Annotated in this window: 13 protein-coding genes and 1 pseudogene; 11 read left to right on the top strand and 3 right to left on the bottom strand. The window is 44.2% G+C overall.

The genetic code is table 11. The annotated features are described in order from the left end of the window. Nucleotides 1–680 precede the first annotated feature (680 nt). The gene (locus J5A55_RS09375) at nucleotides 681–2,375 is read right to left on the bottom strand and encodes a putative transporter (protein ID WP_004381670.1); all 1,695 of its coding nucleotides are present in this window, start codon (nucleotides 2,373–2,375) and stop codon (nucleotides 681–683) included. Nucleotides 2,376–3,746: 1,371 nt separating this feature from the next. Here J5A55_RS09375 and J5A55_RS09370 point away from each other — a divergent pair. The 8 genes from J5A55_RS09370 to J5A55_RS09335 all read left to right on the top strand — a co-directional run bounded on the left by J5A55_RS09370 (nucleotide 3,747) and on the right by J5A55_RS09335 (nucleotide 20,284). Further along, a complete protein-coding gene (locus tag J5A55_RS09370) occupies nucleotides 3,747–7,055 on the top strand; it encodes a SusC/RagA family TonB-linked outer membrane protein (protein ID WP_039851013.1) in 3,309 nt (1,102 codons plus the stop codon). Between the two features lie 25 nt (nucleotides 7,056–7,080). Beyond that, nucleotides 7,081–8,637, top strand: coding sequence for a RagB/SusD family nutrient uptake outer membrane protein (locus J5A55_RS09365; RefSeq protein ID WP_004381676.1), 1,557 nt, complete (start codon nucleotides 7,081–7,083; stop codon nucleotides 8,635–8,637). 22 nt (nucleotides 8,638–8,659) lie between these two features. Beyond that, nucleotides 8,660–9,595 (top strand): zinc-binding metallopeptidase, encoded by a 936-nt coding sequence (locus J5A55_RS09360; RefSeq protein ID WP_004381677.1) that lies wholly within the window; start codon nucleotides 8,660–8,662, stop codon nucleotides 9,593–9,595. A 12-nt stretch (nucleotides 9,596–9,607) separates the two neighbouring features. Continuing rightward, on the top strand, nucleotides 9,608–10,918 hold the full coding sequence (locus J5A55_RS09355; protein WP_004381678.1) for a DUF4302 domain-containing protein: 1,311 nt from the start codon (nucleotides 9,608–9,610) through the stop codon (nucleotides 10,916–10,918). A 197-nt stretch (nucleotides 10,919–11,115) separates the two neighbouring features. Then, a complete protein-coding gene (locus tag J5A55_RS09350; protein WP_039850847.1) occupies nucleotides 11,116–12,735 on the top strand; it encodes a hypothetical protein in 1,620 nt (539 codons plus the stop codon). Further along, nucleotides 12,735–15,110 carry a S8 family peptidase gene (locus J5A55_RS09345; protein ID WP_004381680.1) on the top strand — a complete coding sequence of 792 codons (2,376 nt, stop codon included), beginning with the start codon at nucleotides 12,735–12,737 and terminating at the stop codon, nucleotides 15,108–15,110. Before J5A55_RS09350 ends, J5A55_RS09345 begins: the two co-directional genes overlap by 1 nt. An 8-nt stretch (nucleotides 15,111–15,118) precedes the next feature. Then, entirely contained in the window at nucleotides 15,119–18,865 is a 3,747-nt protein-coding gene (locus tag J5A55_RS09340) for a leucine-rich repeat domain-containing protein (protein ID WP_004381681.1), read from the top strand. A gap of 546 nt (nucleotides 18,866–19,411) precedes the next feature. Beyond that, the gene (locus J5A55_RS09335; protein WP_004381684.1) at nucleotides 19,412–20,284 is read left to right on the top strand and encodes a sigma-70 family RNA polymerase sigma factor; all 873 of its coding nucleotides are present in this window, start codon (nucleotides 19,412–19,414) and stop codon (nucleotides 20,282–20,284) included. A 236-nt stretch (nucleotides 20,285–20,520) separates the two neighbouring features. Here J5A55_RS09335 and J5A55_RS09330 read toward each other — a convergent pair whose 3' ends face one another. Next, nucleotides 20,521–22,182 carry an IS1182 family transposase gene (locus J5A55_RS09330; protein ID WP_211802954.1) on the bottom strand — a complete coding sequence of 554 codons (1,662 nt, stop codon included), beginning with the start codon at nucleotides 22,180–22,182 and terminating at the stop codon, nucleotides 20,521–20,523. 984 nt (nucleotides 22,183–23,166) lie between these two features. Here J5A55_RS09330 and J5A55_RS09325 point away from each other — a divergent pair. The 3 genes from J5A55_RS09325 to J5A55_RS09315 all read left to right on the top strand — a co-directional run bounded on the left by J5A55_RS09325 (nucleotide 23,167) and on the right by J5A55_RS09315 (nucleotide 24,429). Beyond that, the gene (locus J5A55_RS09325) at nucleotides 23,167–23,655 is read left to right on the top strand and encodes a D-Ala-D-Ala carboxypeptidase family metallohydrolase (protein WP_004381691.1); all 489 of its coding nucleotides are present in this window, start codon (nucleotides 23,167–23,169) and stop codon (nucleotides 23,653–23,655) included. Nucleotides 23,656–23,768: 113 nt separating this feature from the next. Next, complete coding sequence (locus J5A55_RS09320; protein WP_004381692.1) at nucleotides 23,769–24,281, top strand: HU family DNA-binding protein; 513 nt, start codon at nucleotides 23,769–23,771, stop codon at nucleotides 24,279–24,281. 52 nt (nucleotides 24,282–24,333) lie between these two features. Then, complete coding sequence (locus J5A55_RS09315; protein WP_262502528.1) at nucleotides 24,334–24,429, top strand: smalltalk protein; 96 nt, start codon at nucleotides 24,334–24,336, stop codon at nucleotides 24,427–24,429. Nucleotides 24,430–24,939: 510 nt separating this feature from the next. Here the strand turns inward: J5A55_RS09315 and J5A55_RS09310 are convergent. Beyond that, nucleotides 24,940–25,838, bottom strand: a pseudogene (locus tag J5A55_RS09310) (IS982 family transposase). Between the last annotated feature and the right edge of the window lie 80 nt (nucleotides 25,839–25,918).

Raw genomic sequence — 25,918 nt, 5'->3', positions numbered from 1 at the left:
GAGGGCGTCTGTCCCTACTCTGTGGCATCCCTTTGGATAGAAAGAACCATTCAAATAGATTACCATTAGGCACTCCTCCCCTTGGGGGAGGCTGGGAGGGGTTTCCAGACGATGGCGTCTGTCCCTACTTTGAAGACTCACCATCAGACAACGGGGGCGTTTCTTCATTGTCAAGAGAGGCTTTCTTCGAAACAAAGAAACGCCCCTGTTGTATCAACGGACGCCCTCTTTGTTTTGAAAGGGGCGTTCCTTTAATTAAAGATAATGCCACACAGTAGGGACAGACGCCCTCGTCTGTCCGCCCATCTACCCTTTCATGACATCCTGTTAGGCAACATCCCCTCCTTCGGAGGGACTTGGGGAGGTTTTTATTAGCTGTGTTTTGACGGACAGACGATGGCGTCTGTCCCTACTTGTGGATATGTCCTTCATTTAAAGAGGGCGTTCCTTCACATCGAAGAGACACCCTTTTCATGATGAAGGAACGCCCTCTTCAAAACGAAGAGGGCGTTCCGTTGTTTTTAGTTCTGCTGCTCCTGCTAACGAGGCATTGCCTCACTACACCCCGACTATACACCACTTTATAAGCAAACAATTCTGTTTACTCCCCTCTCCATTCGGAGAGGGGCTGGGGGTGAGGCTCCTTCTCTCCCCTTGGGGGAGGCTGGGTGGGGTTTAAACTACGCCCCACAGAAGAACAGCACAATGATTTGTGCGGTGAAAATACGCAAGAACATGCTTAAAGGATATACCGTTGAATAACCAATGGCAGGGGCTTCACCATTACAGATGGAGTTCGCGTATGCCAGTGCTGGTGGGTCGGTATAGGTTCCGGCAAGCATTCCCATGATCGTAAAATAGTTGAATTTATACTTCATGCGAGCGATAGTACCAACGATGAGGATCGGTATGATCGTGATGAGGAAACCTGTATATACATACTTCAAACCGTCTCCTTGCACCACAGTATCCCAGAAACCTGCACCTGCTTTAATGCCTACTGAAGCAAGAAACAAGGCTAATCCGAACTCGCGTAACATCATGTTTGCGGAGGTTGTGGTATAGGTGACGAGGTGCATGCGATAGCCAAATCGACCAATGAGGATGGCTATGATCAATGGACCACCAGCCAAACCGAGCTTCAATGGCACGGGCATGTGTGGTATAGTGAATGGTAGGCTACCAAAGAGGATGCCCACAATGATGCCGATAAAGATGGTTGCGATATTCGGAGTATTTAGGCGTTTTTCAGAGTTACCCATTAGTTCGGCAACACGATTAACATTCTCTTCTGGACCCACAACCATAATGCGGTCGCCCACATTAAAGTGGTGGTTACGACTTGCGAAGAGATCCATTCCCTGACGACTAATGCGCGTTACGTTCACACCATACACTGAACTGAAGTGCATCTTAGCCAGTGTTTTACCATTCATAGCACTGTTGGTGATGATAATACGCTTGCTGACCATCTTCTTGGGTTGGTCTTCTTCATGCCAATCAACCTCAATCTCCGGACCAATGAAAGCCTGAATAGCCTTTGCATCGACCTCTGCTGAAACGATGATCACCTCATCGTCCAACTCAAGAATTGTATCACGAGTAGGCACAGAAATCACCCCGTTCTTCATAATACGTGTACAAACAATGTCGCGATTAAGGAACTCTGAGATCTCTTGCAATGTACGTCCTGCAATGTAAGCATTGGCTACCTTGAGTGACATAATGTGTGGTTTGGCATTCGGGTTCTCCCCTTCTTCTTCCATCAACTTGTCGTTCTCCGCTTGAAGATTAACCTTGCAGATGTAGCGAACAGCGATAGTTGCACCGATGATACCCACTACTCCCAATGGATAAGCGCATGCGTAACCATTGGCGATATCGAAGTTCATGTTGTCTTTGAACACACTATGCAAGGCTTCGGTGGCTGCACCAAGACCTGGGGTATTGGTTACGGCACCATAAAGTGTACCTACCATCATAGGCAGGTTGCTGCTGTTTGAGGTGTCAAAGAAGATGTAATAGCATGCAAACATCATCAAGATGTTCAGCAGAATGGCTACGGACGAGAGGATATTGAGCTTCAGTCCGCCTTTACCGAAGCTCTCAAAGAATCCCGGACCAACCTGTAGACCAATCATAAAGACGAAGAGTATCAGTCCAAAGTCTTGTAGGAAGTTCAATACAGGGCGTGGTCCAGTGAAGTTAATGTGCCCTGCGAGGATGCCAACAAAGAGTACGAAGGTGACGCCGAGGGATATTCCTCCGATCTTAATCTTACCTAAGTAGACACCAAGAGCAATGACGATAGAATACAGTAACACGATGTGTGCTACCGAGTCTTGTGTTTGGAATAAATTAATTAACCAGTCCATAAGTATTAATATATCGCCTACAAAGTTAGACTTAATATTTTACTCCTGCAAATTTAATGCTTAGAAAAGGGAAAGAAGTAGCCTCACCCCCGCCCTTCTACAGCCTCTCCCCCGTCCCCTCTCCGAATGGAGAGGGGTGTAAATAGAGTTGTTTGCTTATAAAGTGGTGTATAGTCGGGGTGTAGTGAGGCAATGCCTCGTTAGCAGGAGCAGCAGAACTAAAAACAACGGAACGCCCTCTTCGTTTTGAAGAGGGCGTTCCGTTGATACAAGAAGGGCGTTCCGTTGATACAAGAAGGGCGTTTCTTTGTTTCGAAGGAAGCCTCTCTTGACAATGAAGAAATGCCCCCGTTGTCTGATGGAGAGTCTTCACAGTAGGGACAGACGCCCTCGTCTGGAAACCCCTCCCAGCCTCTCCCAAGGGGAGGAGCGCCTAACGGTAACCTATTTGAATAGTTCTTTTTATCCAAAGAGATGCCACAGAGTAGGGACAGACACCCTCGTCTGTCCGCCAGAACACAGCCATAAAAAGCCTCCCCAAGTCCCTCAAAAGGAGGAGATGTTGCCTAACGGGATGCCGTGTAAGGGTAAGTAAGCGGACAGACGAGGGCGTCTGTCCCTACTTTGTGGTGATCTATTGCACAGAACAAGCAACCCGTTTACTTGTCAACCAGCTGACTCGTCAACTCTACCTAATCATAATTTTGAATTATGAATTATGAATTTTGAATTGCAGTAAGTCCCTCTCGTTGATTAAAGAGTCTGCTTCAAAGTAGGGACAGACGCCCTCGTCTGTCCGCATGGGGGAGGTTGCTTGTAATGTAAGGTGGAATGTTGGAGCGGACAGACGAGGGCGTCTGTCCCTACAGATTCCCTATTTTTCAAATAGAGCTAATAACTCGTTTACTTGTCAACCAGTCCACTCGTCAACTCGAACTAATCATAATTTTGAATTTTGAATTATGAATTTTGAATTAAAGGAGAGCCTTTGCTCTGACAGAGAAGTTGCGATTTGAAACTTGTAAGGCGTACACCCTTTGATTCTAAAAAGCGCATAAAATTGAGGTAAAAGCACATTATTAAGTTATAAATATAAACGTTTTAAACAAAAGTACACGCCAATTGTAATTTTTTATGTGAATCTCTTGCATCTAAATTAAATATTTCCTAAATTTGTGACCAGTGATTGTGTTCAAGTTTAAAAGTATCAAAACATAACGAATTGTTACTGGCGATATATATAATAAGGTGAAGCCTCCAATAGTGACAACCGTTAGATGGTTCTCAAAAGGCTATTTTCAGCATTCGAGCTGATTTGACATAATGAAAGCAAAGTATCATAATATAAATTCAGTTAAACAAAAGAGATCTATGGAAAGAAGATTCGCTTTATTTTTGTTTGGACTATTGCTGTCCATCGGAACAGCCTTTGGTCAGACAAGAATCAATGGAACCGTAGTTTCTCAGGACGATGGTCAAGGGGTCATCGGAGCCTCTGTCATGGTACAGGGCACGACGACTGGAACTGTTACCGATATAGACGGTAAGTTCTCACTTGACGTTCCTGCAGGCAAGAAACTCGTAGTTAGTTACATTGGAATGACCACTCAGACCGTCACACCTAAGGATGGTATGAAGGTCACCTTGGCTAATGATAACCACCAACTCACGGAGGTTGTCGTTACAGGTATGACCCAACAGGACAAGAGATTGTTCTCTGGTGCAGCTACAAAGATTGATGCTTCGAAAGCAAAACTCGATGGTGTGGCAGATGTGAGCCGCTCTTTGGAGGGTCGTGCAGCAGGTGTCAGCGTTCAAAACGTGTCTGGTACCTTTGGTACGGCACCAAAGATTCGTGTGCGTGGTGCCACTTCTATCTATGGATCTTCTAAACCACTTTGGGTTGTAGATGGCGTCATCATGGACGATGTAGCCGAGGTGAATGCCGACAACCTATCATCAGGTGATGCTGCAACATTGATTTCTTCGGCTATTGCAGGACTCAATGCAGATGACATCGAGAGCTTCCAGATATTGAAGGATGGTTCTGCCACCTCTATATATGGTGCACGTGCAATGGGTGGCGTCATCGTAGTTACGACCAAAAAAGGTAAATCAGGAAGTAACCGAATAAGCTACACTGGCGAGTATACAATGCGTCTTCGTCCTAGTTACTCACAGTTTAATATCATGAACTCACAGGAGCAGATGGGTGTTTACAAAGAGATGGCTGCAGACGGATTGTTCTCCTTCTCTCGTACACTTCGTGCTGCCACAAGTGGTATCTATGGTAAGATGTACAAGCTCATCAACAGCTACAACGAGAGCACGGGTAAGTTTGGTCTTGCCAACACAGAGGAAGCTATGAATGGTTACCTGCGTGAGGCAGAGATGAGAAACACTAACTGGTTTGACGAGTTGTTTACTAACTCGGTTTCAATGAACCACTCCATCTCTATGTCTTCAGGTACTGACAAGGCTCAATACTACACCTCGTTCTCATTCATGGATGACCCGGGATGGACCGAGCAGAGCAAGGTTAGACGTATGACATATTCAATCAATGCGAACTACAACATCAATAAGAAGGTGTCGTTAAACCTAATTGGTAACACCTCATATCGTAAGCAACGCGCCCCAGGATCATTCAATCAAGAGGTCGACCCAACGTCTGGTGCGGTGAGTCGAAACTTCGATATCAACCCGTTCTCATACGCAATGAATGCTTCACGCGCATTGGATCCGAATGCTTCTTACATACGTAATTATGCTCCATTCAACATTCATAACGAGTTAGCCAATAACTTCATTGACTTTGATGTGCTCGATATGAAAGTGCAAGCCGAACTGAAGTATAAGCCTATCAGCAAACTTACACTTGCCGTACTCGGTGCTTATAAGTTCTCTACAACGACGCAGGCTTCACAGGTTCGCGAGCGTTCTAATATGGCAATGGCTTATCGTGCTATGGACGATGCCACTATCCGTGACAACAATCCATGGCTCTATCAAGACCCTGACTTACCAAACTCTCTGAAGTACTCTGTGCTTCCTCAGGGTGGTTTCTACAATGAGAAAAAGTACAAGATGAATAGTTGGGATTTCCGTGCAACGGCCAGTTACAATGATGTCTTTAATGATCGTCACATCGTAAACCTATATGGTGGTATGGAAGTCAACAACATTGTTCGTAAACAAAGTGCTTACGACGGTGTCGGCATGCAGTATGATATGGGTTACCTTCCTAGTTACGACTACCACTACTTCAAGCAGGCAGTGGAAGATGGTAACCTCTATTACCAGTTGAGCAACAGCTATATGCGTGACGTTTCATTCTTCGGTACAGCTAACTACTCGTGGAAAGGACGCTATGCAGCTAACTTCACCACCCGTTACGAGGGTAGTAATCGATTAGGTAAGGCACGTTCTGCACGTTGGTTGCCTACTTGGAACGTATCAGGAGTATGGAATGTTCACGAGGAGCCATGGTTCCAACAGACATTCAAGAACTCTTTGACTCACGCTACTCTTCGTGCATCTTACTCACTGACAGGTGATAAGCCAGCTATTACCAACTCACAGGTAATTATCCGCAGTACCAACATCTGGCGTCCATTCGCAGTCGATCAGGAGTCAGGTTTGTATATCAGTCAGTTCGCAAATAAGGATTTGACTTATGAGAAGAAACATGAGTTTAACATTGGTGCAGACCTTGGTTTCTTCAATAACCGCTTGAATGTAGTCTTCGACTGGTACACTCGTAACAACTACGACCTCATTGGTCCACGTACAACTAATGGTACAAAGGGTTCAATCATAGAGTATGCTAACGTTGCATCTATGAAGTCTCATGGTGAAGAACTTTCTATTTCGAGTAAGAACATATTGAAGAAGAACTTCCAATGGAGCACCGACTTCATCTTCTCACACGTAAAGACTGAGGTTACATCACTCGATAGTCGTTCACGCATTATGTCGATGGTTTCAGGTACAGGATTTACTATGGTGGGTTATCCTTATCGTGCCCTTTTCTCCTTCGACTTCAAAGGCTTGAATAAAAACGGTATCCCTCAGGTAATCAATCAAGATGGTAAATTGACCACAAGTAACGTTGACTTCCAAAGTTACGACCTTAGTCACTTGAAGTATGAAGGTCCAACTGACCCAACCATTACCGGTTCTTTGAACAATACCTTTAGTTATAAGGGTTGGCACTTGAGCCTCTTTATGACCTACGCCTTTGGTAACAAGGTTCGTTTGGATCCGTTCTTTAGCACAGGCTATAGTGACATGTTGGCTATGCCTAAGGAGTTCCGCAACCGTTGGACAAAGGCTGGTGATGAAGAGAAAACCACTATCCCTGCTATTGCCGACCTACGTACACAACAGCAGGATGGTTACCTCATTCGTGCTTATAACGCTTATAACTATTCGAACGAGCGTATTGCAAAGGGCGACTTCATCCGTATGAAAGAGATTTCACTGTCGTATGATTTCCCTGTACAACTGATTCGTCACTTGTCATTGAGTGCGCTCAGTCTGAAGCTCCAAGCTACCAACCTCTTCCTTATCTACACTGATAAGAAGCTCAACGGACAAGATCCAGAGTTTATGAATGCCGGCGGTGTGGCTCTTCCAACACCTCGCCAGTTCACCTTGACATTGCGTCTTGGCATCTAACACATTATTATATATAGACAAGAACATGAAGAATTTAAATATACTGCTTGCTGGATTAGGGCTCATTGCCCTATCCTCTTGCAACGACTTCCTCGATAAATTGCCTGACGATCGAGCAGAGGTTAATACCTTTGAGAAAGCTAAGAAGCTCGTAGCTTCAGCCTATTCAGAGGGGTCACCAGACTTCCTAATGGAGTGGAGTAGCGATAACGTCATAGACAATGGCAAGACATTCATGTATCAAACTAACCAAAGTGAAGTCTATCGCTGGAAGCCTGTTACGACCGATGGTAATGATGATCCACGCAGCGTGTGGAATAGTTCTTACCGCGCAGTAGGGCATGCCAACGAGGTGTTAGCAAGCCTTAGTAAGGTGAAAGATCGCGATCCTTCACCAGTACGTGCTGAAGCCTTGCTGTGCAGAGCATGGACAATGTTCCGCCTTTCAAACATCTTCTGTATGGCATACGATGGTACGAAAGCCAACCAATACTTAGGTCTTCCTTATCCAAAGGAGCCCGGAGTATCTGTTAACGAACGTGGAACTCTGAAGCAACTATACGAGAATATCAATGCAGACATTGAAGAAGCTCTGCCGTTACTGGACGATAGTTACTTGACAGCTCCTAAGTATCACTTCAACAGTCGTGCGGCTTATGCCTTCGCAGCTCGCTTCAATCTCTATTATGGACAATGGCAGAAAGCAATCGATTATGCTACTAAGTCGTTGGGTTCTGCTCCATCAGCTGACTTGCGAAACTGGCCACATTATAAGACACTCAGTGGTTCGGTAGATATCCACAATGCCTACATTAGTTCAAGTGAGAAGGCTAATTACATGCTTCAAACAGCTTACTCTTCATTGGGACGGTTGATTAGTACGGGTGCTCTTCGCTTCAACTTCGCACAGCAAGTGATAGCAAAAGAACTCTTCTGGGCACCTATGCCATGGGGTAGAGGTTCACAGAATAACACGCTATATCAGTCTCGTATGCTCTATGGTAATACACAGCTTACGTTCTTCCCAAAGATTATGTCCGAGATGCAGTACACCAATGCAGCTAAGACGGCAGGCTATATTCATAGCTTGGATGCCGTGTTTACAGCTGATGAAACCCTATTGGTACGTGCAGAGGCAGAGATCTTGTTGAAGAATTATACAGCTGCTTTGGCGGATATGAATGCGTGGGTTGTATCACACACAGAGGAGACTGCGGGTTCTGCCACACGTCCTACTCTGACCGAGGCATCAATCAACAGTTTTTTTAATGGGCTTCCAACAGTTCCTGCAAAGGTGATGCTGGATGCACAGATGGGTATCAAGAAGCCATTACATCCACAAGGCTTTAGTGTTGAAGATGGCACACAGACCAACATGCTTTACGCCCTCTTGCAGATGCGTCGTATAGAGACTTGGCAGCAAGGATTGCGTTTCCAGGATATTAAACGTTATGGCATTGAGATCACCCACCGCATAGATGGTGAAGATCCGCTCTATTTCGTGGCTGGCGATCTACGTGGTGCTATACAGTTGCCATCCGATGTTATCAATAGTGGACTACAAGCTAATCCACGTAACTAAACGGTGAAGGAGGTAATAAAATATGAAGAATATAAAGTTAATGCTTATAGCAGCTGTACTCGTACTAACGGCTGCGGCTTGCTCAAATGATGATGTCGATAAGGGAAATTCAATATTCCCTACGAAGTCAACGGAGCGTCAGAACGATTTTGATAAGTGGTTGTATAAGAATTACACCGAGCCTTACAACATCAAATTTAATTATAAGTACGTTGACCAGAACACCAACCTTGGCTATAACGTGACGCCTGCTGAGCTGAAACGTTCTATCGCTTTGGCAAAGATCATCAAGCATGTTTGGTTGGACGCATACACTGAGTTGATGGGACCGAAGTTCTTGAAAGAGCATTGCTTCCGTGAGTTTCAGCTTGTAGGATCAGCCCAATACAATGGTCAGGGGTCAATTACCTTGGGTTTTGCAGAGGGTGGTGTACGTGTGAATCTGTTCCAAGTTAACAACCTCGACTTCAATAACCTCTACATCGAGGAACATGACCCTTATAACACATCAGGCGTCTTTGACTTGAATTTTGCATACTTCCACACTATGCACCATGAGTTTGCTCACATTCTAACGCAGCTCAAGAACTATTCAACAGACTTCCGTACGATCTCTCAAGGTAAGTACCATTCATCCGACTGGGTCAATGTGAAAGATATAAATTCAGGTGCTGAAGGATTCGTAACAGGCTATGCCAGCAGTGAATACAACGAGGACTTTGCCGAGGTATTCGCGTGTTATGTGACCGACACAGACGAGATGTGGCAGAAGAGACTGGCGCAGGCTGTTACCGCCGCAGGTGGTAAGGAAGACGGAAAGAAAGCTATTCTCGCTAAGTTGTCACTGATTCGCAGCTACCTAATGGACTCTTGGGGCGTTGATATCGATAAGTTACATAAGATCGTATTGAAGCGTGAGAGCGAGATAAGTAGCCTGGATTTGGAAACATTAAATTAAGAGAGTTAGATTATGAAGAAGTTATTTAGTATGTTACTTGTACTGACATCAATCCTGCTTTTAGGTGCTTGTACACCAGAAGTGGATAGTGTCTTTGACAAGTCTTCAGCGAATCGTATAGCTGAATCAATCAGTAACACAAAGGAGATTCTGACCTCTGCTCCTAACGGATGGAGGATGACCTATTATGGTGCAGAGCAGTATGGCGGATACAATGTGTTCTGTAAGTTCGATGCAACGGAGAATGTGAAAGTGATGGAAGAGACCGAACAGACGGAAGCTGAATCACATTATCGTGTAAGCCAGTCACAGGGCGTTCAACTCTCATTCGATACTTTCAACAAAGCCTTCCACAAGTTTTCTGACCCTGTAGGAAAGCTCGATGGCGCACAAGTAGGGCAGGCTGGTAAGGGCTTCGAAGGCGACTTTGAGTTCCGTGTGTTGTCTTGCTCGAAGGATAGTGTGGTTCTGCAAGGTAAGAAGGGAGGTGCTCGCATTGTCATGACACCTATGCCGGAGAATAAGACATGGGATGATTATGTTGCTGATGCACGCTATATGAAGACGTTGATGACCACTGATCACTATCGTCTCGTGCTGGGGAATGACACCTTGAAAGCCGTTAAGACCGATTATAATGTTATTGCGGCAACCGATACAAACGGTGTTGTTATCGACCTCCCATTCGTTTACACCGATAAAGGAATGGACTTGCTTGCACCAAAGAAAGTGCATGATAAGATCGTAAGAAACTTCACTTACTCTGAAGATGACAAGTGGGCAGACAAAAACGACAATACCGTCAAGCTTTTGCCATACTATCCTTCACCTGTTGAAGCCCTCATTTCGGGTCTATGGACAGTCAACGTGAGTGAGACAAACTCCCAGACTGTAACTGTATGGAAGACTGTTAATACTTATGCAAAGGCTGTTTCTGGTAATAAGTATCCACTCCGAAGCCTGTTTATAGGTACTTATGATGGTGATGATGTGTTCACTATTGGTGCTGTGTATGGTCAGTTTGGAGGTCGAGTAGTCTATGATTACGAGAAAATAGATGATAACCACGTTCTCTTCTTAGGTCCTAATGAAGCAAAGAATGCTGGGTTGAGCGGTGCTGCCAACAATAACTACCCAATCTTTAAGCAATATCTTAGCTTTGAAGATGCACTCGTTCGCTTCAAACTGAATGGTCTTGAAACAACCTACGAGGTATCGCTTGATGATCCGAAGAGCCCAACGAAGTTGACACTAACATCTACTTTGGATCCTTCCTACAAGCTCGTCTTCGATAAAGGATTACGGCTTGTGAACTTTAATTAGGTATGAGCTTAAATGAATTAAATATGATATTCATAGATAAATAGCGGTGAAGAGGTACGTTGCCAGGGTGCAATGTGCCTCTTCTTGCTATGATTCTTACCTATATTGAATCAATGAATATTTATCGAAAAGCCACTTAGTAACATAAGAGGAAATCGATCAAAGAAGAACAATTAATAACCAAAACCCTTAAAAGTATGAGGAAATTATACTCTATTATGCTGTTGGCAGTCATGCTGCTATTGTCTGCCAACGTCTTTGCCCAGGGCGGGGACAATAAAGAGACGGCTGTAATTGTCAAAGTCGATGATGTTAATCATGTGGCAGTACGCGTCAACTATGGTCAGCCACTGACCTTAGTTAATGGAGACAATACCGTGAAGGTGCCACAGTATGGATCGATTCAGATTGAGGCAAAACAGGGCTGTATCCTTTTAGGAGTGACGAAGAGTAAACTTGGTGAAGAGCCTGTTGACCAGGCTATCAGCAATTATAAGAGCTGTGCTGTATATGTTTCTAACCTTGATGCAGGTGCACTTTTTGAAGTGGAGTCAGGCGTGTTGGACGATTATCGCGACGCATCCTTTACGTTGAAGGTAGACGATGCTTCGAAGGTTCGTGCGAGCTTACAAGAAACCCAATCTCCCCTTTCTCTGCAAAATGGTAATAATACTGTTAAGTTTATAAATGGCACAGAGAACACCCTTATCCTTGGTTCCGCGAACTATGGTGGAGCACCTATATATAAGGTGACACAGGATGGTAGGGACGTTCAAGGCAGTGATGGTGAATACAGGCTACCACTTACCTCTAACACAGTTATCGATGTTCAAGCCAACTATCCAGATGTTGATTGCCCCGTAAAGTTCACTTTTTCCGATGAAGCAGCTAAGGGAGTAATCGCCAGTGTGATGGTTGATGGACAGGCTGTTAGCAATTTCCTTGCTGGCAACTTCACAGTGAAAGCAGGCAAGAAAATTAGTTTAAACTTCAATACCAAGGACTTCGCTCTGGACGAACTCAAGATAAATGGTAAGAAGATAACCATCTATGGCATCTCTTATGATTATCTCGTTACAGGCGAAACCACCATTGATGTGAAGTCACATAAGTATGCTATGCTTCACGCCAAAGTGTCTATCGACAATCCAGCTAATGCCATTCTCTATCATGGACAGAGCTATCAAAATAAGGTAGTTAGCCTTGTTGCAGGCGAAAACAACATTGAGTTCGGCGAGCGCAGTAAACAATTTGAATTAAAGCCGACAGCTGATTGCAAAATTGAAAGCGTCAAGATCAATGGTGCACAGCAGTCTGCCAATTATGATGGATCCTATCAGTTCTACCTTTCTGAAGGTTCGGTTGTTGAGATCAAGACCTCTAAGATTGTAAGAGATAAGAAGGCAACCGTTGTTATTGATGACCTTTCTGCAAGTCCGTATGGCTTCAACTTCGAGCGTGCCGACCACTCTAAAGTTGCCATGCAAACTGGTGAGAACACCCTCATGTTCATGTCTGAAGACAATCCATTCCGCTTCTCTGCCTATGGAGCAGACGCCAATAAGATGCTCGTGAAACTTAATGGCACTAAGGTTGAAAGTGCTTATGAAAATAGCACCGCGTATGAGGTTACATTGCAGGATGGCGATCTCTTAGAGATTAAGATTAAGGGAGATCCAACTGGAATTGAGGCTGTTCGCCAATCAGCAAACGGCAAGAACGAAGTCTATCGTTTGGATGGAACACGCGTAAATGAGACCAAGTTACCACGTGGAATATACATTATTAATGGTAAGAAAGTAATAATCAATAAGTGATGAGAAAATTTCTATTTACTGTTTTAAGCCTCGGTTTGGCTTGGACTGCACATGGTCAGTCCAAGTTAGACCTACAGAGTCAGATGGAGTTGTTGCGTATGCGCAATACCTCTATACCGACTTATAATGCCCGTACTCGTGCTTATGAGTTCCAGAAATCGTTGCCAAAAGGAACCATGGCAATGGTTGAGTTTAAGGGTGATGATGCCTTGCAGAAACTCGAAGAACAAGGTGTAAAGGTGCTTCGTGTGCGTGGTAACATCGCAATAGTTTCTTTGCCTGTTGCTGATGTAGAGCGTGTTGCAAGTCTGAAGTGCGTTCATCGCATTGAACTCCCACGTCGCGTGTATCAGAAGATGGATGTTGTTCGTAAGGAGATAGGTGTCGACAAGATTCATCAAGGGCTCGACCTCCCACAGGCTTACACTGGTAAAGGCGTTGTGACGGGTATTGTTGATGGTAGTATCGAGGCTAACCATATCAACTTCCTCAAGTCTGATGGCACCACACGTTTCGGTTACATCAGTAAGATCACGAAGTCATCAGCCACAAAGGAAGGCTACCTCTATCAGAATTATTATCCACAGGCTGTGATCGACACTATGGCACACAAGGATGAGACTTATTCGATAGAGAAGGAATTCACAACCGACTCTGAAAAGAGTTTCCATGGTACGCATACTACTGGAATCATGGCTGGTGGCTATAGAGGAAACATCACTTATGCTCAGAGAGTGACTGACCAAACATCCAAGCAAGTGGTTGGTCCGAATCCATTCTACGGCTGTGCGCCCGAATCCGAGCTTGTTGCTTCATGCGGCGACTTGCAAGATATGTTCATCGCAATGGGTGTTGACGACATTGTCAACTATGCGAAGCTGTCTGGCAAAGAGCCTAAACCTTGCGTTATCAACCTTTCTTTAGGTAGTAACGTTGGTGCTCACGACTCTACAAGTGTGATGAATAAGTTCCTTGCAGAGTGTGGTAAGGATGTAATCATTTGTGTGGCAGCCGGTAACGAAGCTAATTATCCTGTGGCATATACGGCTAAGTTCGATAAACCGGGGCAAATCAAGCAAACCCTCATACGCCCAATGGCAGAGGGAGAGTTTAAGATGACGAGTAAAACTTACTATAACTTGCGCAACGGACAGGTAGCTGCTTATAGTCAGGACTCCACCGAGTTCGAGATGCAAGTCATCATTTACAATGGACAAACGGGTTTTATCGCTAAGCGATTCACCGTTAAGAGCAATACTAACGGTCAGCCCGTTACCATCTCATCAGGTGGCGATTATGCTGTTAATGGTGCTGCCACGGATGTTACTTTCGCAAAGGCTTTCGATGGATATATCGGTCTTGCGTCAATGAAAGACCCTGAAACAGGTCGTTACTACGCTCTTGTTCAGTTCCTGACCAGCGACAATCAAACCACAAATAAGGATGGGCAGTACAAGCTCGGACTCTTGTTTAAGAGCAAGAAAGCCGGTCAGCGCATTGATGCCTATGGTGATGCACAGTTTGTTTACTTCGATAACTATGATATAAAGAAGTTCGATAAAGGTTCGCGCAATGGCTCAATTAGTGATATGGCATGTGCCAAGAATGTTATTAGCGTGGGCAGTTACAATGTTCGTAAACACTGGCCCAGTCTCGACGGATGGGTCTATGGTTATAATGTAAAGGATGGTATTGATGAGTATCCAGATGGACAAGCCACTCGATTCTCATCTTATGGCACTATTGCTGACGGCAGAAGCCTACCTAATATATGTGCACCTGGTGCAGCAGCTATCATCTCTTCTTACAATGGCTACTTCGTTGACGATCCTGCCAATGGTGTTACTGATGCCGGACTACAGGGTAAGTTGAAGAAAGGGAACAAGACTTATTACTGGGCGCAGACGTTGGGTACATCCATGGCAACGCCTGTTGTAGCAGGTTCCATTGCTCTTTGGCTTCAAGCTAATCCTAAATTGAAGTACAAGGATGTGTTCCGTATCATCCAGAAGACTGCCGTTAAGGACGATAAAGTGCTCCATACAGGCGATCCTGTGCAGTGGGGTGCGGGCAAGTTCAACGCTTATGCTGGTTTAAAAGAGGTGTTGAATGAGATGAAGACAGGTATTGATGGTGTGAAGACAGTGGCTGAGAAGACCGAACCACTCATCACCATGACCGGCGAGCGTTCGTTCCGTGTATTCCTCGCAGGGGCTAAGCAGTTTGGTCTGCGCGTCTATACCGTCTCTGGACAGCTTGTTCATGCACAGCAGTGTGTGGGCGATGAGGCTGAAGTTAATGCCGCTTCATGGGGCAAGGGCGTGTACCTTGTGCAAGTAGCAGGCGGAGTTTCAAAACGAATAATCATTTATTAATCTATTCAATGGATATGAATAAAAAGTTTACCTACCTATCATCATTCCTCATAGGATTGGTGGTAATGCTGTTAAGTCCGCTCGTTGTGCATGCACAAGAGGGCGAGCCTATCATCTCCTTCCATACTAATGTGTATGCAAAGGCTAAGAGTGCTGGTACCACTCCAATGGTTTATCTATCTCTCGGAGCCACCGAATCGACTACACTTAGCGTCGATGGCGGTAACGGAGAGGAAGAAGCTGAGATCGGAATAGCCAGCTTGACGACTACAGAACAGGGTGAAGTTGCTGTGAAAGGTTCACCTGTTTCTGTGCAAGTAGACGATAAAGGCTGGGTCAAGATCTATGGTGATGCAAGCAAGATCGACTATTTCAATGCTTCTGGTCAAGAGATTGATCAAATCAAGTTCAGCGATCAGTTGGGCTTAAAGATTCTCAACCTCGAACATAACTCGTTGCAGGCTTTGAACATTGATAAGCTCCAGAAGTTGCAAGTAATCTATTTGGAGGACAACCCCTTCACAGCTGCAACACCGTTGATGATTGGTCGTTTGCCTAACCTTCAGGTGTTGGAAGTAACGCAGATAGGGCATATCTCGCCAAGTTTCACACTAAAGAACTTCCCGAAGTTAGTATCTTTCGATGCTTATCACACACTTAGTCTGACTTCTTGCGACCCTACAGGATGTGAGAATCTACGCCGTTTGAGCTTGGACATGACCTCTGTCTCTTCTGTAAATCTTAGCAAGAACCCTCTTTTGGAGGTGCTGAATATCAGCGACTCACGCATTAAGAACCTTGATCTCAGCCGTAGTGGAAAGATCAAGCAGTTATATGCCTCTCATTCATCGGGTAGCGTTAATACAGACATCAAGTTTGATAACATTGATGTAACAAGGTGTCCGCTACTTACGATCTTCTATTGTGATGGTAACAATCTAACCAATCTCAACCTCACAAGAAACCCTGAACTCTTCACCTTCTCATGTGCTCGTAACAAGCTAAGAAGCCTTGATTTAACAAAGAACACAAAGCTCTATAGCGTGAATGTTCGTTATAACTATCTTGACTTCGTAACGCTCCCTCAACCTAAAAACTGGTTCGAGTATTATCACGAACAGAATGATCTTGAAGTGAACCCAACCTATAGTGTCGGTTCTGTTGTCGACCTTTCCAGTCGTGTCAATCGTCCTAATTCAACCACAAATGGTGTGCTCTATCGTGTGCCAAAGGATGACCCAACGAAGCCAGAGAAGCTCTCTGGCGAGTATTACGACTATAACAATGGTAAGTTAACACTGAAGCGTGCGGTTGAAGGTGAAGTCTTTATCCAGTATGAGAACTCTGTCTTGAAGGATTACTCACTACGCACTGCGAACTTCCGAGTAAAGACTACAGCTGAATTTGGGCAGGACGACAAGGCTTTCTCATTTGTTACTGGCAACGCACAAGGCTCTGCCATCAAGATGGCGATTGGTGTGAAGGATGCTACGGCAGCTGCTCCTGTAAAGGTGAAGATCGACTTTGGTGATGGCACGAAGGTTGAGAGAACCATTGTAGACGAGCTTCCTACGGCCGTTAATGTTACAGGAACTCTTACCGGATCAAACGTTGTTACGGTTTATGTACCACAGGATAAGCAGATCACAGCATTAGGAACTGATGGCGTGAAGATGTCTAAGATTGACCTCGATAACCTCCCTCAACTCCGTCACCTCGCTTTGATTCATGCCGACTTAGACTCTGTTGGGCTTGGATATAACAACAAGCTCGAGACGTTAGACCTCTCTTATAACAACATGAGAAAGGTGAGCTTGAAGGGACCTTCTACTTACTTCGATAAGAGTATATTGACTGACATCAACCTTAGTCACAACAAGTTGGAGACGATCGAGTATAACAACATCACTGTTGTTCGTCATCTTGATGTAAGTTACAACAACCTCGTTAAGCTCGGAGTAAACAATGCCGACAACCTCCGCTCATTTGATGCTTCACACAACCAGTTCAACACCATGTTGCTGAACCATAGTGAGTTGCTTGAGAATCTGAATATTTCTTATAACCAGTTGTCGAAGTTCTACGTTCCTGCTAATGCTCCATTGAAGACATTGGACATCCGTGGTAACTTCTTCACATTGGCTACTATGCCTGATTATCTCGGTCTCGGGCAGGGCAAATTCCTATATGCTCCACAGAACCCATTGGAGATCTCTACTGCTTCCCCTGGTATCGACCTATCCGAACAATATGTAACCAAGAACGGAAAAGTTACTCAGTTCGTATGGAAGAAACTGAATAATCAGGCTCTTATAGAGGGCACAGACTATACCATCAACAAGGGTTCTTCTAAGTTCAAGAACACCAGTACGGGGCGTATCTATTGTGAGATGACACACGAGGCATACCCTGATTTCAAGGGTGTCAATGTGTTCAAAACAACCTCAACAACGCCTATCCCAATGCCAACAAACGTATTGGCAGAGTTCACAACAGTCAACCAGACCGATAGTGTAGAACTCTCTTTGGCAAGTCCAGTAGCAGGTACTTCGGTTTATTTCGAGTGGAGTGGCGATAATAATGTCTATCAATATACACTAAAGAACACCTACACCCGCTTCCGTGCTAAGTCTAAGGAAGGAGCCAGAGTACGTGTGCTTGTTGCCAACCCAACCGATGAGCTTTCAGTCTTCAGTGTATCAAATGTACAGATGGAGAACGCTGATCTCTCTAAACTGGGGCGTACACACGCTATCACGCTATCGAATACAGGCTTGGAAAGTGTTAAGCTCCCGGCCGACGGACAGTATATTACTCAGCTCAATCTAAGCGGTAATAAGCTCGCTAACTTTGATGTGTCTAAGTATCCAAACTTGTCCTTCCTCACATTAGCTGACAATAAGATCACATCCATTGACCTTTCTTCTGCAAAGAAGTTAGAGCTTGCGATGATCTCAAACAACAGCTTGACAAGCATTGTCCTCGATAACCCAATCTTGTGGAACTTAGACTTGAGTGTGAACAAACTGGAGTCTATCGACGTGTCAAAGTTGCCTAAATTGCAACAGTTGTTCTTAGCTTCTAATAGATTGACAGCCGTTTCTGTACCTTATACACAGAACCCAGAGTTGCAGATCCTCAACCTTGTTGGTAACCGTCTACGCTTCTCTACGATGCCTCCGGCTAATGAGAAAGTAACGAAAGGACTATCCAAGAAGCAGCGTTATAACAGATACTCGTACAACCTTCAGGACCCAATTAAGGTTGAATGTGTCAATGGTAAGGTTGATCTCAGCTCTGAGGTGACAGCTGGCGGAGAGCCAACTACCTTCCGTTGGTTCGTTGGTAAGATACAAGTTAGGGATGGCGAGCTTGATGGCGAAGAGCTGGAACTCAACGAATCATACACACTTGAGAATGGTGTCACTACACTGAAACTGGATAAGGCTATTAATAACCTCGTATGCGTAATGACGAATCCTGCCTTCCCAAAAGCCGTTCTTAGCACTGATTACGTTAAGTTTACTCCAACAGGCATTGACGCAGTGAAGACCAATGAAGACGTCAAGATTCAGTTCGTTGCAGGTGGTATTAACATCGTAGGAGGCGAGAACAGCCCTGTAGCTGTTTACTCCATTGATGGCAAAACCATCTATCGTGCCAAGGTCGCAACCGCTGATCTCCACATCTCATTGGCTCCCGGCACATACGTTGTGCGTGTAGGCAATAAGGCTACAAAGATCTGTTTGAAGTAAAAGAGCAGCCTCAATGCGGCTCCTCTACAGCCTCACCCCCGCCCCCTCTCCGAATGGAGAGGGGAGTGAATAGTATTATTTGCATACGAAAGGGGTGTCACAAGTAGGGACAGACGCCCTCGTCTGTCCGCCTTTTCGCTCCCTTTTGTCATCCCGTTAGGCACATCCCCTCCTTCGGAGGGGCTTGGGGAGGCTTTCGTTAGTTGTGTTTTTGCAAACAAAGAGGGCGTTTCTTCACATCGAGGAAACGCCCTCTTTGTTTGCTAATAGTAGTATTTACTCCCCTCTCCATTCGGAGAGGAGTTGGGGGTGAGGCTTCTTCTTTTCCTTTCGGGGAGGCTGCGTGGGATCTTCCCCATCGATAAATTACAATGGAGATAATCAATCTATAAAAAAGCATAAAAGTGCTTGAATCAATACAACTGGATTTTGTTTTTCACATAATTATATGTACCTTTGCACGCCGTATCAAATTAGGATAACGGAAATCAACCATTTTTTTAGGAGAAATTAATAGGTTCTTAAAGGAGGAGATAGCAATTATTCATGAGACAACTTAAGATTTCTAAGAGCATCACAAACCGTTCTAGCGAGGCGTTAGATAAGTATCTTGTTGAGATAGGACGCGAACCGATGATTACGGTTGATGAGGAGATTGAACTCGCACAGGAGATCCATAAGGGCGGACGAAAGGGTGAACGCGCTAAGGAGAAACTGATTAAAGCCAACCTCCGATTCGTCGTTTCTGTTGCTAAACAGTATCAGCACCAAGGTTTGTCACTAACCGATCTTATCGACGAGGGCAACATTGGTTTAGTAAAAGCAGCTGAGAAGTTCGACGAAACGCGTGGTTTTAAGTTCATTTCATACGCTGTGTGGTGGATTCGTCAGAGCATTCTGCAGGCTATTGCAGAGCAGAGTCGTATCGTGAGATTGCCTCTTAATCAGGTTGGTGCTATATCGAAAATCAACCAGGTAACGAACGAATTTGTGCAGAAACACAACCGTCGTCCATCTATCCATGAGCTTGCTGAGCTCACGGGGATCGAAGAGTCGCGCATCAGACAGAGCCAGAGTGCGGATAACCACCACATGAGTATCGATGCACCTTTCAGTGACGATGATGACAATTCAATGAGTGATATGCTCTCTTCTGGTGATGATTCTCGTACAGACAAGGGCGTTGACTTCGAGTCAATGTCGGATGATTTGCGTGCCGTTCTACAGAATACTCTGAAGGACCGAGAGATTAAGATCGTCACAGAATGCTTCGGTATCGGGTGCCAAGAGAAAGGTCTTGAGGAGATCGGAACCGAGATGGGGCTTACTCGTGAGCGTGTTCGACAGATTCGAGAAAAGGCTATAGAGAAGATACGTGAGAGTGGTAACGCCCGCGTGTTGATGAAGTATCTGGGCTAAAATACGACTTCTTTCAATCAGAGGGCAGCCTCACTCCCAGCCAACTACAGCCTCACCCCCAGCCCCTCTCCGAATGGAGAGGGGAGTAAATACTACTATTAGCAAACAAAGAGGGCGTTTCTTCGATGTGAAGAGACGCCCTTTTCATGGCAAGGAAGAGGGTGTGTCAAAATGGACACATCCTCTTTTCTACTCCTCTTTACTTCATCTACCGCATAATTCGTTATTTACTGCAGCTATGCCGCTAATTTCATATAAAATGATTTGTTGGGCTTCCAATAGCTTATATAAACTTCTATAGAGCATCTGAAGGTGACTAAAAGTACCTCCATAATAGCTTTTAGCTCCTTGAGATTATTTTTTTTGCACATTTTTCCTATGTTAAAGGCAATAGCAAAGAAGGCAAAATCCATATTGACCTTGTCTTTTCCAAAATGCCTAAACCTCTTGTAGGCTTTATTGTATTTTGTTTGTCCAAAAACAGCTTCAGGTTCTATGCACCTTCGTCCTCGATGCTTGATGCCTTCTTCCGAGGTCAGTAGTTCCCGTGCCTTTTGTTTATAGTACTGTAGTTGGTGGTTTACTTCTATAATTCTGTTCCCTCTTGCCTTAAAACATGAGCCTCTCAACGGACAACCATCACAGCGTTCTGCCTGATAACGTACACTGTAAGTAACGAATCCATTAGAGGTTAGGGAACGCTTCATGCCTATACGCTTCATATGCTGTCCCATAGGGCAGACGTAGAAATCCTGTTCCTTATTATAATAAAGGCTTGCAGGACAGAATGGGTTAGGTGTATAGCGTGGATGCTGCTCTTTATGGAAGTAGTTATACTTCACATAGGCTTCCATATTATGTACGTCCATGAACAGATAGTTCTCCTCGGAGCCATACTCTGAATCGGCTACGACTGTCTTGGCATAACGATGGTAACGTGAGTTGAAGGACTCCAAGAAAGAAGGAAGTGTAAGCGTATCTGTACGGTTAGCATAGAGTGCAAAGTCGATGATAAACTGGTTCTCAGTTGCTATCTGCAGATTATATCCAGGCTTAGTCTGTCCGTTCTGCATAGCATCCTCCTTCATGTGCATAAACGTGGCATTAGGGTCGGTCTTGCTGTAGGAGTTTCTCTCCCCCATAATCTCAAGGTGTTGGTCATACTCTTGGAGTTTATTACGTTTCTTCTCAAGCTCTTTAAGCTGTTTTTTCTTGGTTCTAACAGCCTGCTTCTCTTCTTTTGTCTTAGGCTCAGGGGATGATTCCAAAGACTTGTTCAATTCCTCGGATATCTCATCGAGCAGAGCTGCAGTAAACTCGACACCTTCTGTCTTAGCGGCATTGTCCTGCGCTATGACATCATCAACCTGGAGCAAGAGTGTGCGTATTTGTTCCTGCAACTTGGCGCGGTTCTTTTCCACGGTTCTCTTCCAAACGAAGGTATACTTGTTGGCTTTCGATTCTATTTTTGTGCCGTCAATATATTCAACGTCAAGACTTATCAAACCTTTGGCTGCAAGTACTAATACCACTTGTGTGAAGATATTGTTGATTTCCTTTTTCACACGATTACGAAAACGATTGATGGTAATAAAATCAGGCTGCTCATATCCTGCCAGATAGATGAAATGAATGTCACGCTTGAGAAGCGACTCTATACGACGGCAGGAATAGATATTATTCATATAGGCGTAAAGAATCACCTTGAGCATCATTTGTGGATGATAAGGCTTGCGACCACTGGGCTTATAAAGCTTGTAGACATTATCCAATATAAGATTATCCACCAAGGCGTCTAAAAGACGAACAGGGTTATCTTCTGCGATATCCTTATCGATTCTTTGAGGAAAAAGAATCATTTTCTTGTGTATGTAAGAACGAAAGTGTACCTTTGTCATAATGAGATTTTTTGTATGCCTAAAGGTACAAAAACTTTAGGAAATAGCAAAGCCCTGGCTTGAGAAAGTCGGGGCTTTGTGCATAAAAAGAGTGTGTGGCTATTTTGACACACCCTCAGTAGATAGTATTATTTACAAACAAAGGGGGCGTTTCTTTGATGTGAAGAGACGCCCTTTTCATTGCAAGGAAACGCCCTCTTCAAATGGAGAAGGGCGTTCCTTTAATTAATGATAATACCAATCTGTAGGGACAAACGCTCTCGTCTGGAAACCCCTCCCAGCCTTCCCCAAGGGGAGGAACACCTAATGATAACTTATTTGGATGGTTCCTTCTATCCAAAGGGATGCCACAATGTAGGGACAGACGCCCTCGTCTGGAAACCCCTCCCAGCCTCCCCTAAGGGGAGGAGTTTCTAACTACAACCTATTTGGATGGTTCCTTCTATCCAAAGGGATACCACAATGTAGGGACAGACGCCCTCGTCTGTCCGCTCCAACATTCCATGTTACATTACAAGTAGGCTCCCTTATGCGGACAGACGAGGGCGTCTGTCCCTACTGTGAAGCCTCACCCCCGCCCCCTCTCCCAATGGAGAGGGGAGTAGATGGAATCATTTTCCACAGAACAAACAGCTCGTTTACTTGTCAACCTGTCCACTCGTCCACTCCTACCAACCACACTTTAGAAGTTAAGCAAGAGCTTTGGGGAGGACATCCCCTCCTTCGGAGGGGCTTGGGGAGGCTTTAATTTGAATTATGAACTTTGAATTTTGAATTAAAGAAGAGCCTTTCCTAACTAACTCCTGTTAGGTACTCCCTCTCCTTGGGAGGGGTGGGGAGAGGTGTTCAAAGCCCTCTCCACACTCTCTACCAACATCACTATGCACTTCTTCCTTGCTTTTGCTTGCTCGAAATAGTACCTTTGCAATGTGTTCAGAAAGTATCTGAACATATAAAAAAGGTATAATATAAATATATAAGTATATGAATAATAAAATTCGAACTCCAACCTTTGTTGACTTCGATCAACGCCTTTCCCCTCACTTTACACTCGGTGAGATGTTGCGATCAGGACGCGCTATACTGCTCCAAATAGATAATGTTCCGAGTGAGAAAGCAAGCCCTTTTGAATCTTCTTATACGGAGGTTGTTGAGAATATGAAGGCATTGGCAATGAATGTGTTAGAGCCTCTCCGCCAACAAGTGGGACGCGTGATCATCACAAGCGGATTCCGTTGTAAACAGCTTAATGACGCTGTTGGCGGTGTAGCTAACTCTCAGCATCTGCGTGGCGAGGCTGCTGATATCCATATCACAACGCGTGAGATGTTGGATAAATACACCCGAATATTGCTCAAAACCGACTTCGATCAACTCATCTTAGAGCCTATCAACTCCCCTATAAAGCGTTGGATTCATGTTAGTTACAAACGTTCTGGCAAGAACAGGCACGAATTGATCGATAAGAGATAAGGCCCATTATGAATCAAAACTACACTTTTATAGTATTATCTTTATATATATTTACATTTTCAATCATTTGTTTTTTACATCATTAATTATTCACTTTTTAAATCTTAAAAACTATGGCAATTAAGTATCGAATGTACCAGGACAATCGTAAGAACAGTAAGAACAAGGGGGCATGGTACGCCCGCGCTTACTCTCCCGACCTTGTGGGAATGAAGGAGTTAGCCACTCGCATCAACAACACCTGTACGGTGACAGAGTCGGACGTGTTGGCTGTTATCACCGCACTTGTGGTCGAGATGAACTACGCCCTGCGTGAGGGTAAGCGTGTGAAACTCGACAGTTTGGGAATATTCCGAGTAGGGATTCACTCTCAGGGGGTGAAGAACATCAAGGATTTCAACGTCCAGAAGCACATCAGTCGTCCGCATGTTATCTTCACGCCAGCCGTTAACGTGGGTGCAGACCGCCGTCGCACACCGCTTTTGCTGAATGGTTTGAAGATGCAGGAGGCGCTCATCTTCAAGGGTTCTGCTAAGAAGAAAGCGGGCAAGAAGGACGGTGGTTCGCCTTCAGGAGCAGGCTCCGAGAGTGGTGGTCCAGAGCTTGACAGCAGTCATTCTGCCTAATCGCTTGTGTCGAGTTAACTTTTAATTCATTCACTATTAACACTTTACAATTATGATCAAACCATCAACATGGAGAACAATTCTCCAATTGGCTGTGACCATCATCACGGCTATTGCAACTTCACTGGGCGTATCATCCTGTATGTAATCAGCCCACTCCTGTAACGCAGCTGGCGGACAATCAAGTGTGTATTGTTCGCTGGCTGTAATCTTATAAACCTGTTAGCTGTAATCTGGCAAGCCATTAACTGTTATTTTGAAAATCATTGTTTACCATTTTGCAAACCTTTGTTTTCACCTTTTCAAGTCCATTAGCTACTGTTTCTCAAGCCTTTAGTTTTACCTTTTCAAACCCATTAGCTACTATTTCCCAAACCTTTGTTTTCACCTTAGCAAATAGGTCTCCTCCCCTTTTGGGGAGGTCGGTTGGGGCTTTGTTTTACCTCTTATTATTACTTTTAATATTATTGCTGTCCGGTAAAAAGAAACTGAAACCTCTGTGTATCTTTATCCATCGGTATTGCAGCCGTTTTACCCATCCAGAGCAGAGGCTTGGTTTTCAGTTTCAAACTATAAGCATCATAAAATGCGCTCATTTTAGCAAGAGAAGACCTATAATAACCGATAATTCTAACAAATACGCCAGTTCGGGTTAAGCTTAGTATGCAAATAGTTCTAACAGCCTTGATTTCTCTATATATACAGGTAGTGCTTTAGGTTTATTCTCATAAAAGCAATATGCCGTAAGGGCAGAACATAAGTTCATGATAAAGTTATGTATCGATCGGTGTCGTGAGTGTACGATGCTCGCTTTGTTCTTTAGCAGTTCATTAATGCACTCGATGATATATCTATTCCTTAGCATAAGCTTATTCTTCATCTTTGCTTTAAGATTGAATACCTTGACTGAATAGACTTTCGAAGAGTTCTTGCTTAATATACCCTCTGTCAGCAAAAACCTTTCCATAGAGTAGTACCTTTGCAAATACCGACCACACTCTTCTATCCCTGTCATCAACGTTTGCTCCTGTAAGACAGAATGTTATTACTTCACCTGAATCATTGCAAAGAAGATGAAGCTTAACTCCATGACATCAATCCATAGTCCCCTTGCCACTCCCGGCAAGTCCAGCAAAGACCTTGTTAAAATACCGTTTTACATTGTAACAAACAGGAATCATCATATTGTCAACGAACGTTATACCTGTACATTTACCAAAGGCATAGAGCTTCATGAAAAGCATCATCTTGAAGAATACACGAGGCATGAGTTCTACAAAACGGTTATAGGATACCGAAGCAGGGAAGTCATCCTTGAGCCAACCACGGATACAATTCAGATAAATACTCCTTAAAATTACGATATGTACCGAAATGATAACATATAAGTATGGTCATGATCTCACTCTCGCTAAGCCTTCCCTTGCTATTTCTGCAACGTTTCCCATTCCCATTATAAGAAAGTAAACATAGGTTTTTGCCCAGTTCAACATTTAAATTCTTGTCAAACTCATCAATAATACAGAAAATTTCTATAACTTTGTCTTTGGTAATCACCGCTTAGTTGTTTTGTAAATTATTGAATTTCAACTATAAAGTTACGAAAACTAACGAGATTACCAACTTTTAGAAGAACT

The sequence above is a fragment of the Prevotella veroralis genome (assembly GCF_018127765.1).
Lineage (GTDB): Bacteria > Bacteroidota > Bacteroidia > Bacteroidales > Bacteroidaceae > Prevotella > Prevotella veroralis.
This window is presented reverse-complemented; position numbering and strand designations above follow the sequence as displayed.

What these genes read in the sequence shown, in the direction of transcription:
- J5A55_RS09375 (WP_004381670.1), bottom strand. Translation starts at nt 2,375, where the DNA reads ATGGACTGGTTAATTAATTTATTCCAAACACAAGACTCGGTAGCACAC.
- J5A55_RS09370 (WP_039851013.1), top strand. Translation starts at nt 3,747, where the DNA reads ATGGAAAGAAGATTCGCTTTATTTTTGTTTGGACTATTGCTGTCCATC.
- J5A55_RS09365 (WP_004381676.1), top strand. Translation starts at nt 7,081, where the DNA reads ATGAAGAATTTAAATATACTGCTTGCTGGATTAGGGCTCATTGCCCTA.
- J5A55_RS09360 (WP_004381677.1), top strand. Translation starts at nt 8,660, where the DNA reads ATGAAGAATATAAAGTTAATGCTTATAGCAGCTGTACTCGTACTAACG.
- J5A55_RS09355 (WP_004381678.1), top strand. Translation starts at nt 9,608, where the DNA reads ATGAAGAAGTTATTTAGTATGTTACTTGTACTGACATCAATCCTGCTT.
- J5A55_RS09350 (WP_039850847.1), top strand. Translation starts at nt 11,116, where the DNA reads ATGAGGAAATTATACTCTATTATGCTGTTGGCAGTCATGCTGCTATTG.
- J5A55_RS09345 (WP_004381680.1), top strand. Translation starts at nt 12,735, where the DNA reads ATGAGAAAATTTCTATTTACTGTTTTAAGCCTCGGTTTGGCTTGGACT.
- J5A55_RS09340 (WP_004381681.1), top strand. Translation starts at nt 15,119, where the DNA reads ATGGATATGAATAAAAAGTTTACCTACCTATCATCATTCCTCATAGGA.
- J5A55_RS09335 (WP_004381684.1), top strand. Translation starts at nt 19,412, where the DNA reads ATGAGACAACTTAAGATTTCTAAGAGCATCACAAACCGTTCTAGCGAG.
- J5A55_RS09330 (WP_211802954.1), bottom strand. Translation starts at nt 22,182, where the DNA reads ATGACAAAGGTACACTTTCGTTCTTACATACACAAGAAAATGATTCTT.
- J5A55_RS09325 (WP_004381691.1), top strand. Translation starts at nt 23,167, where the DNA reads ATGAATAATAAAATTCGAACTCCAACCTTTGTTGACTTCGATCAACGC.
- J5A55_RS09320 (WP_004381692.1), top strand. Translation starts at nt 23,769, where the DNA reads ATGGCAATTAAGTATCGAATGTACCAGGACAATCGTAAGAACAGTAAG.
- J5A55_RS09315 (WP_262502528.1), top strand. Translation starts at nt 24,334, where the DNA reads ATGATCAAACCATCAACATGGAGAACAATTCTCCAATTGGCTGTGACC.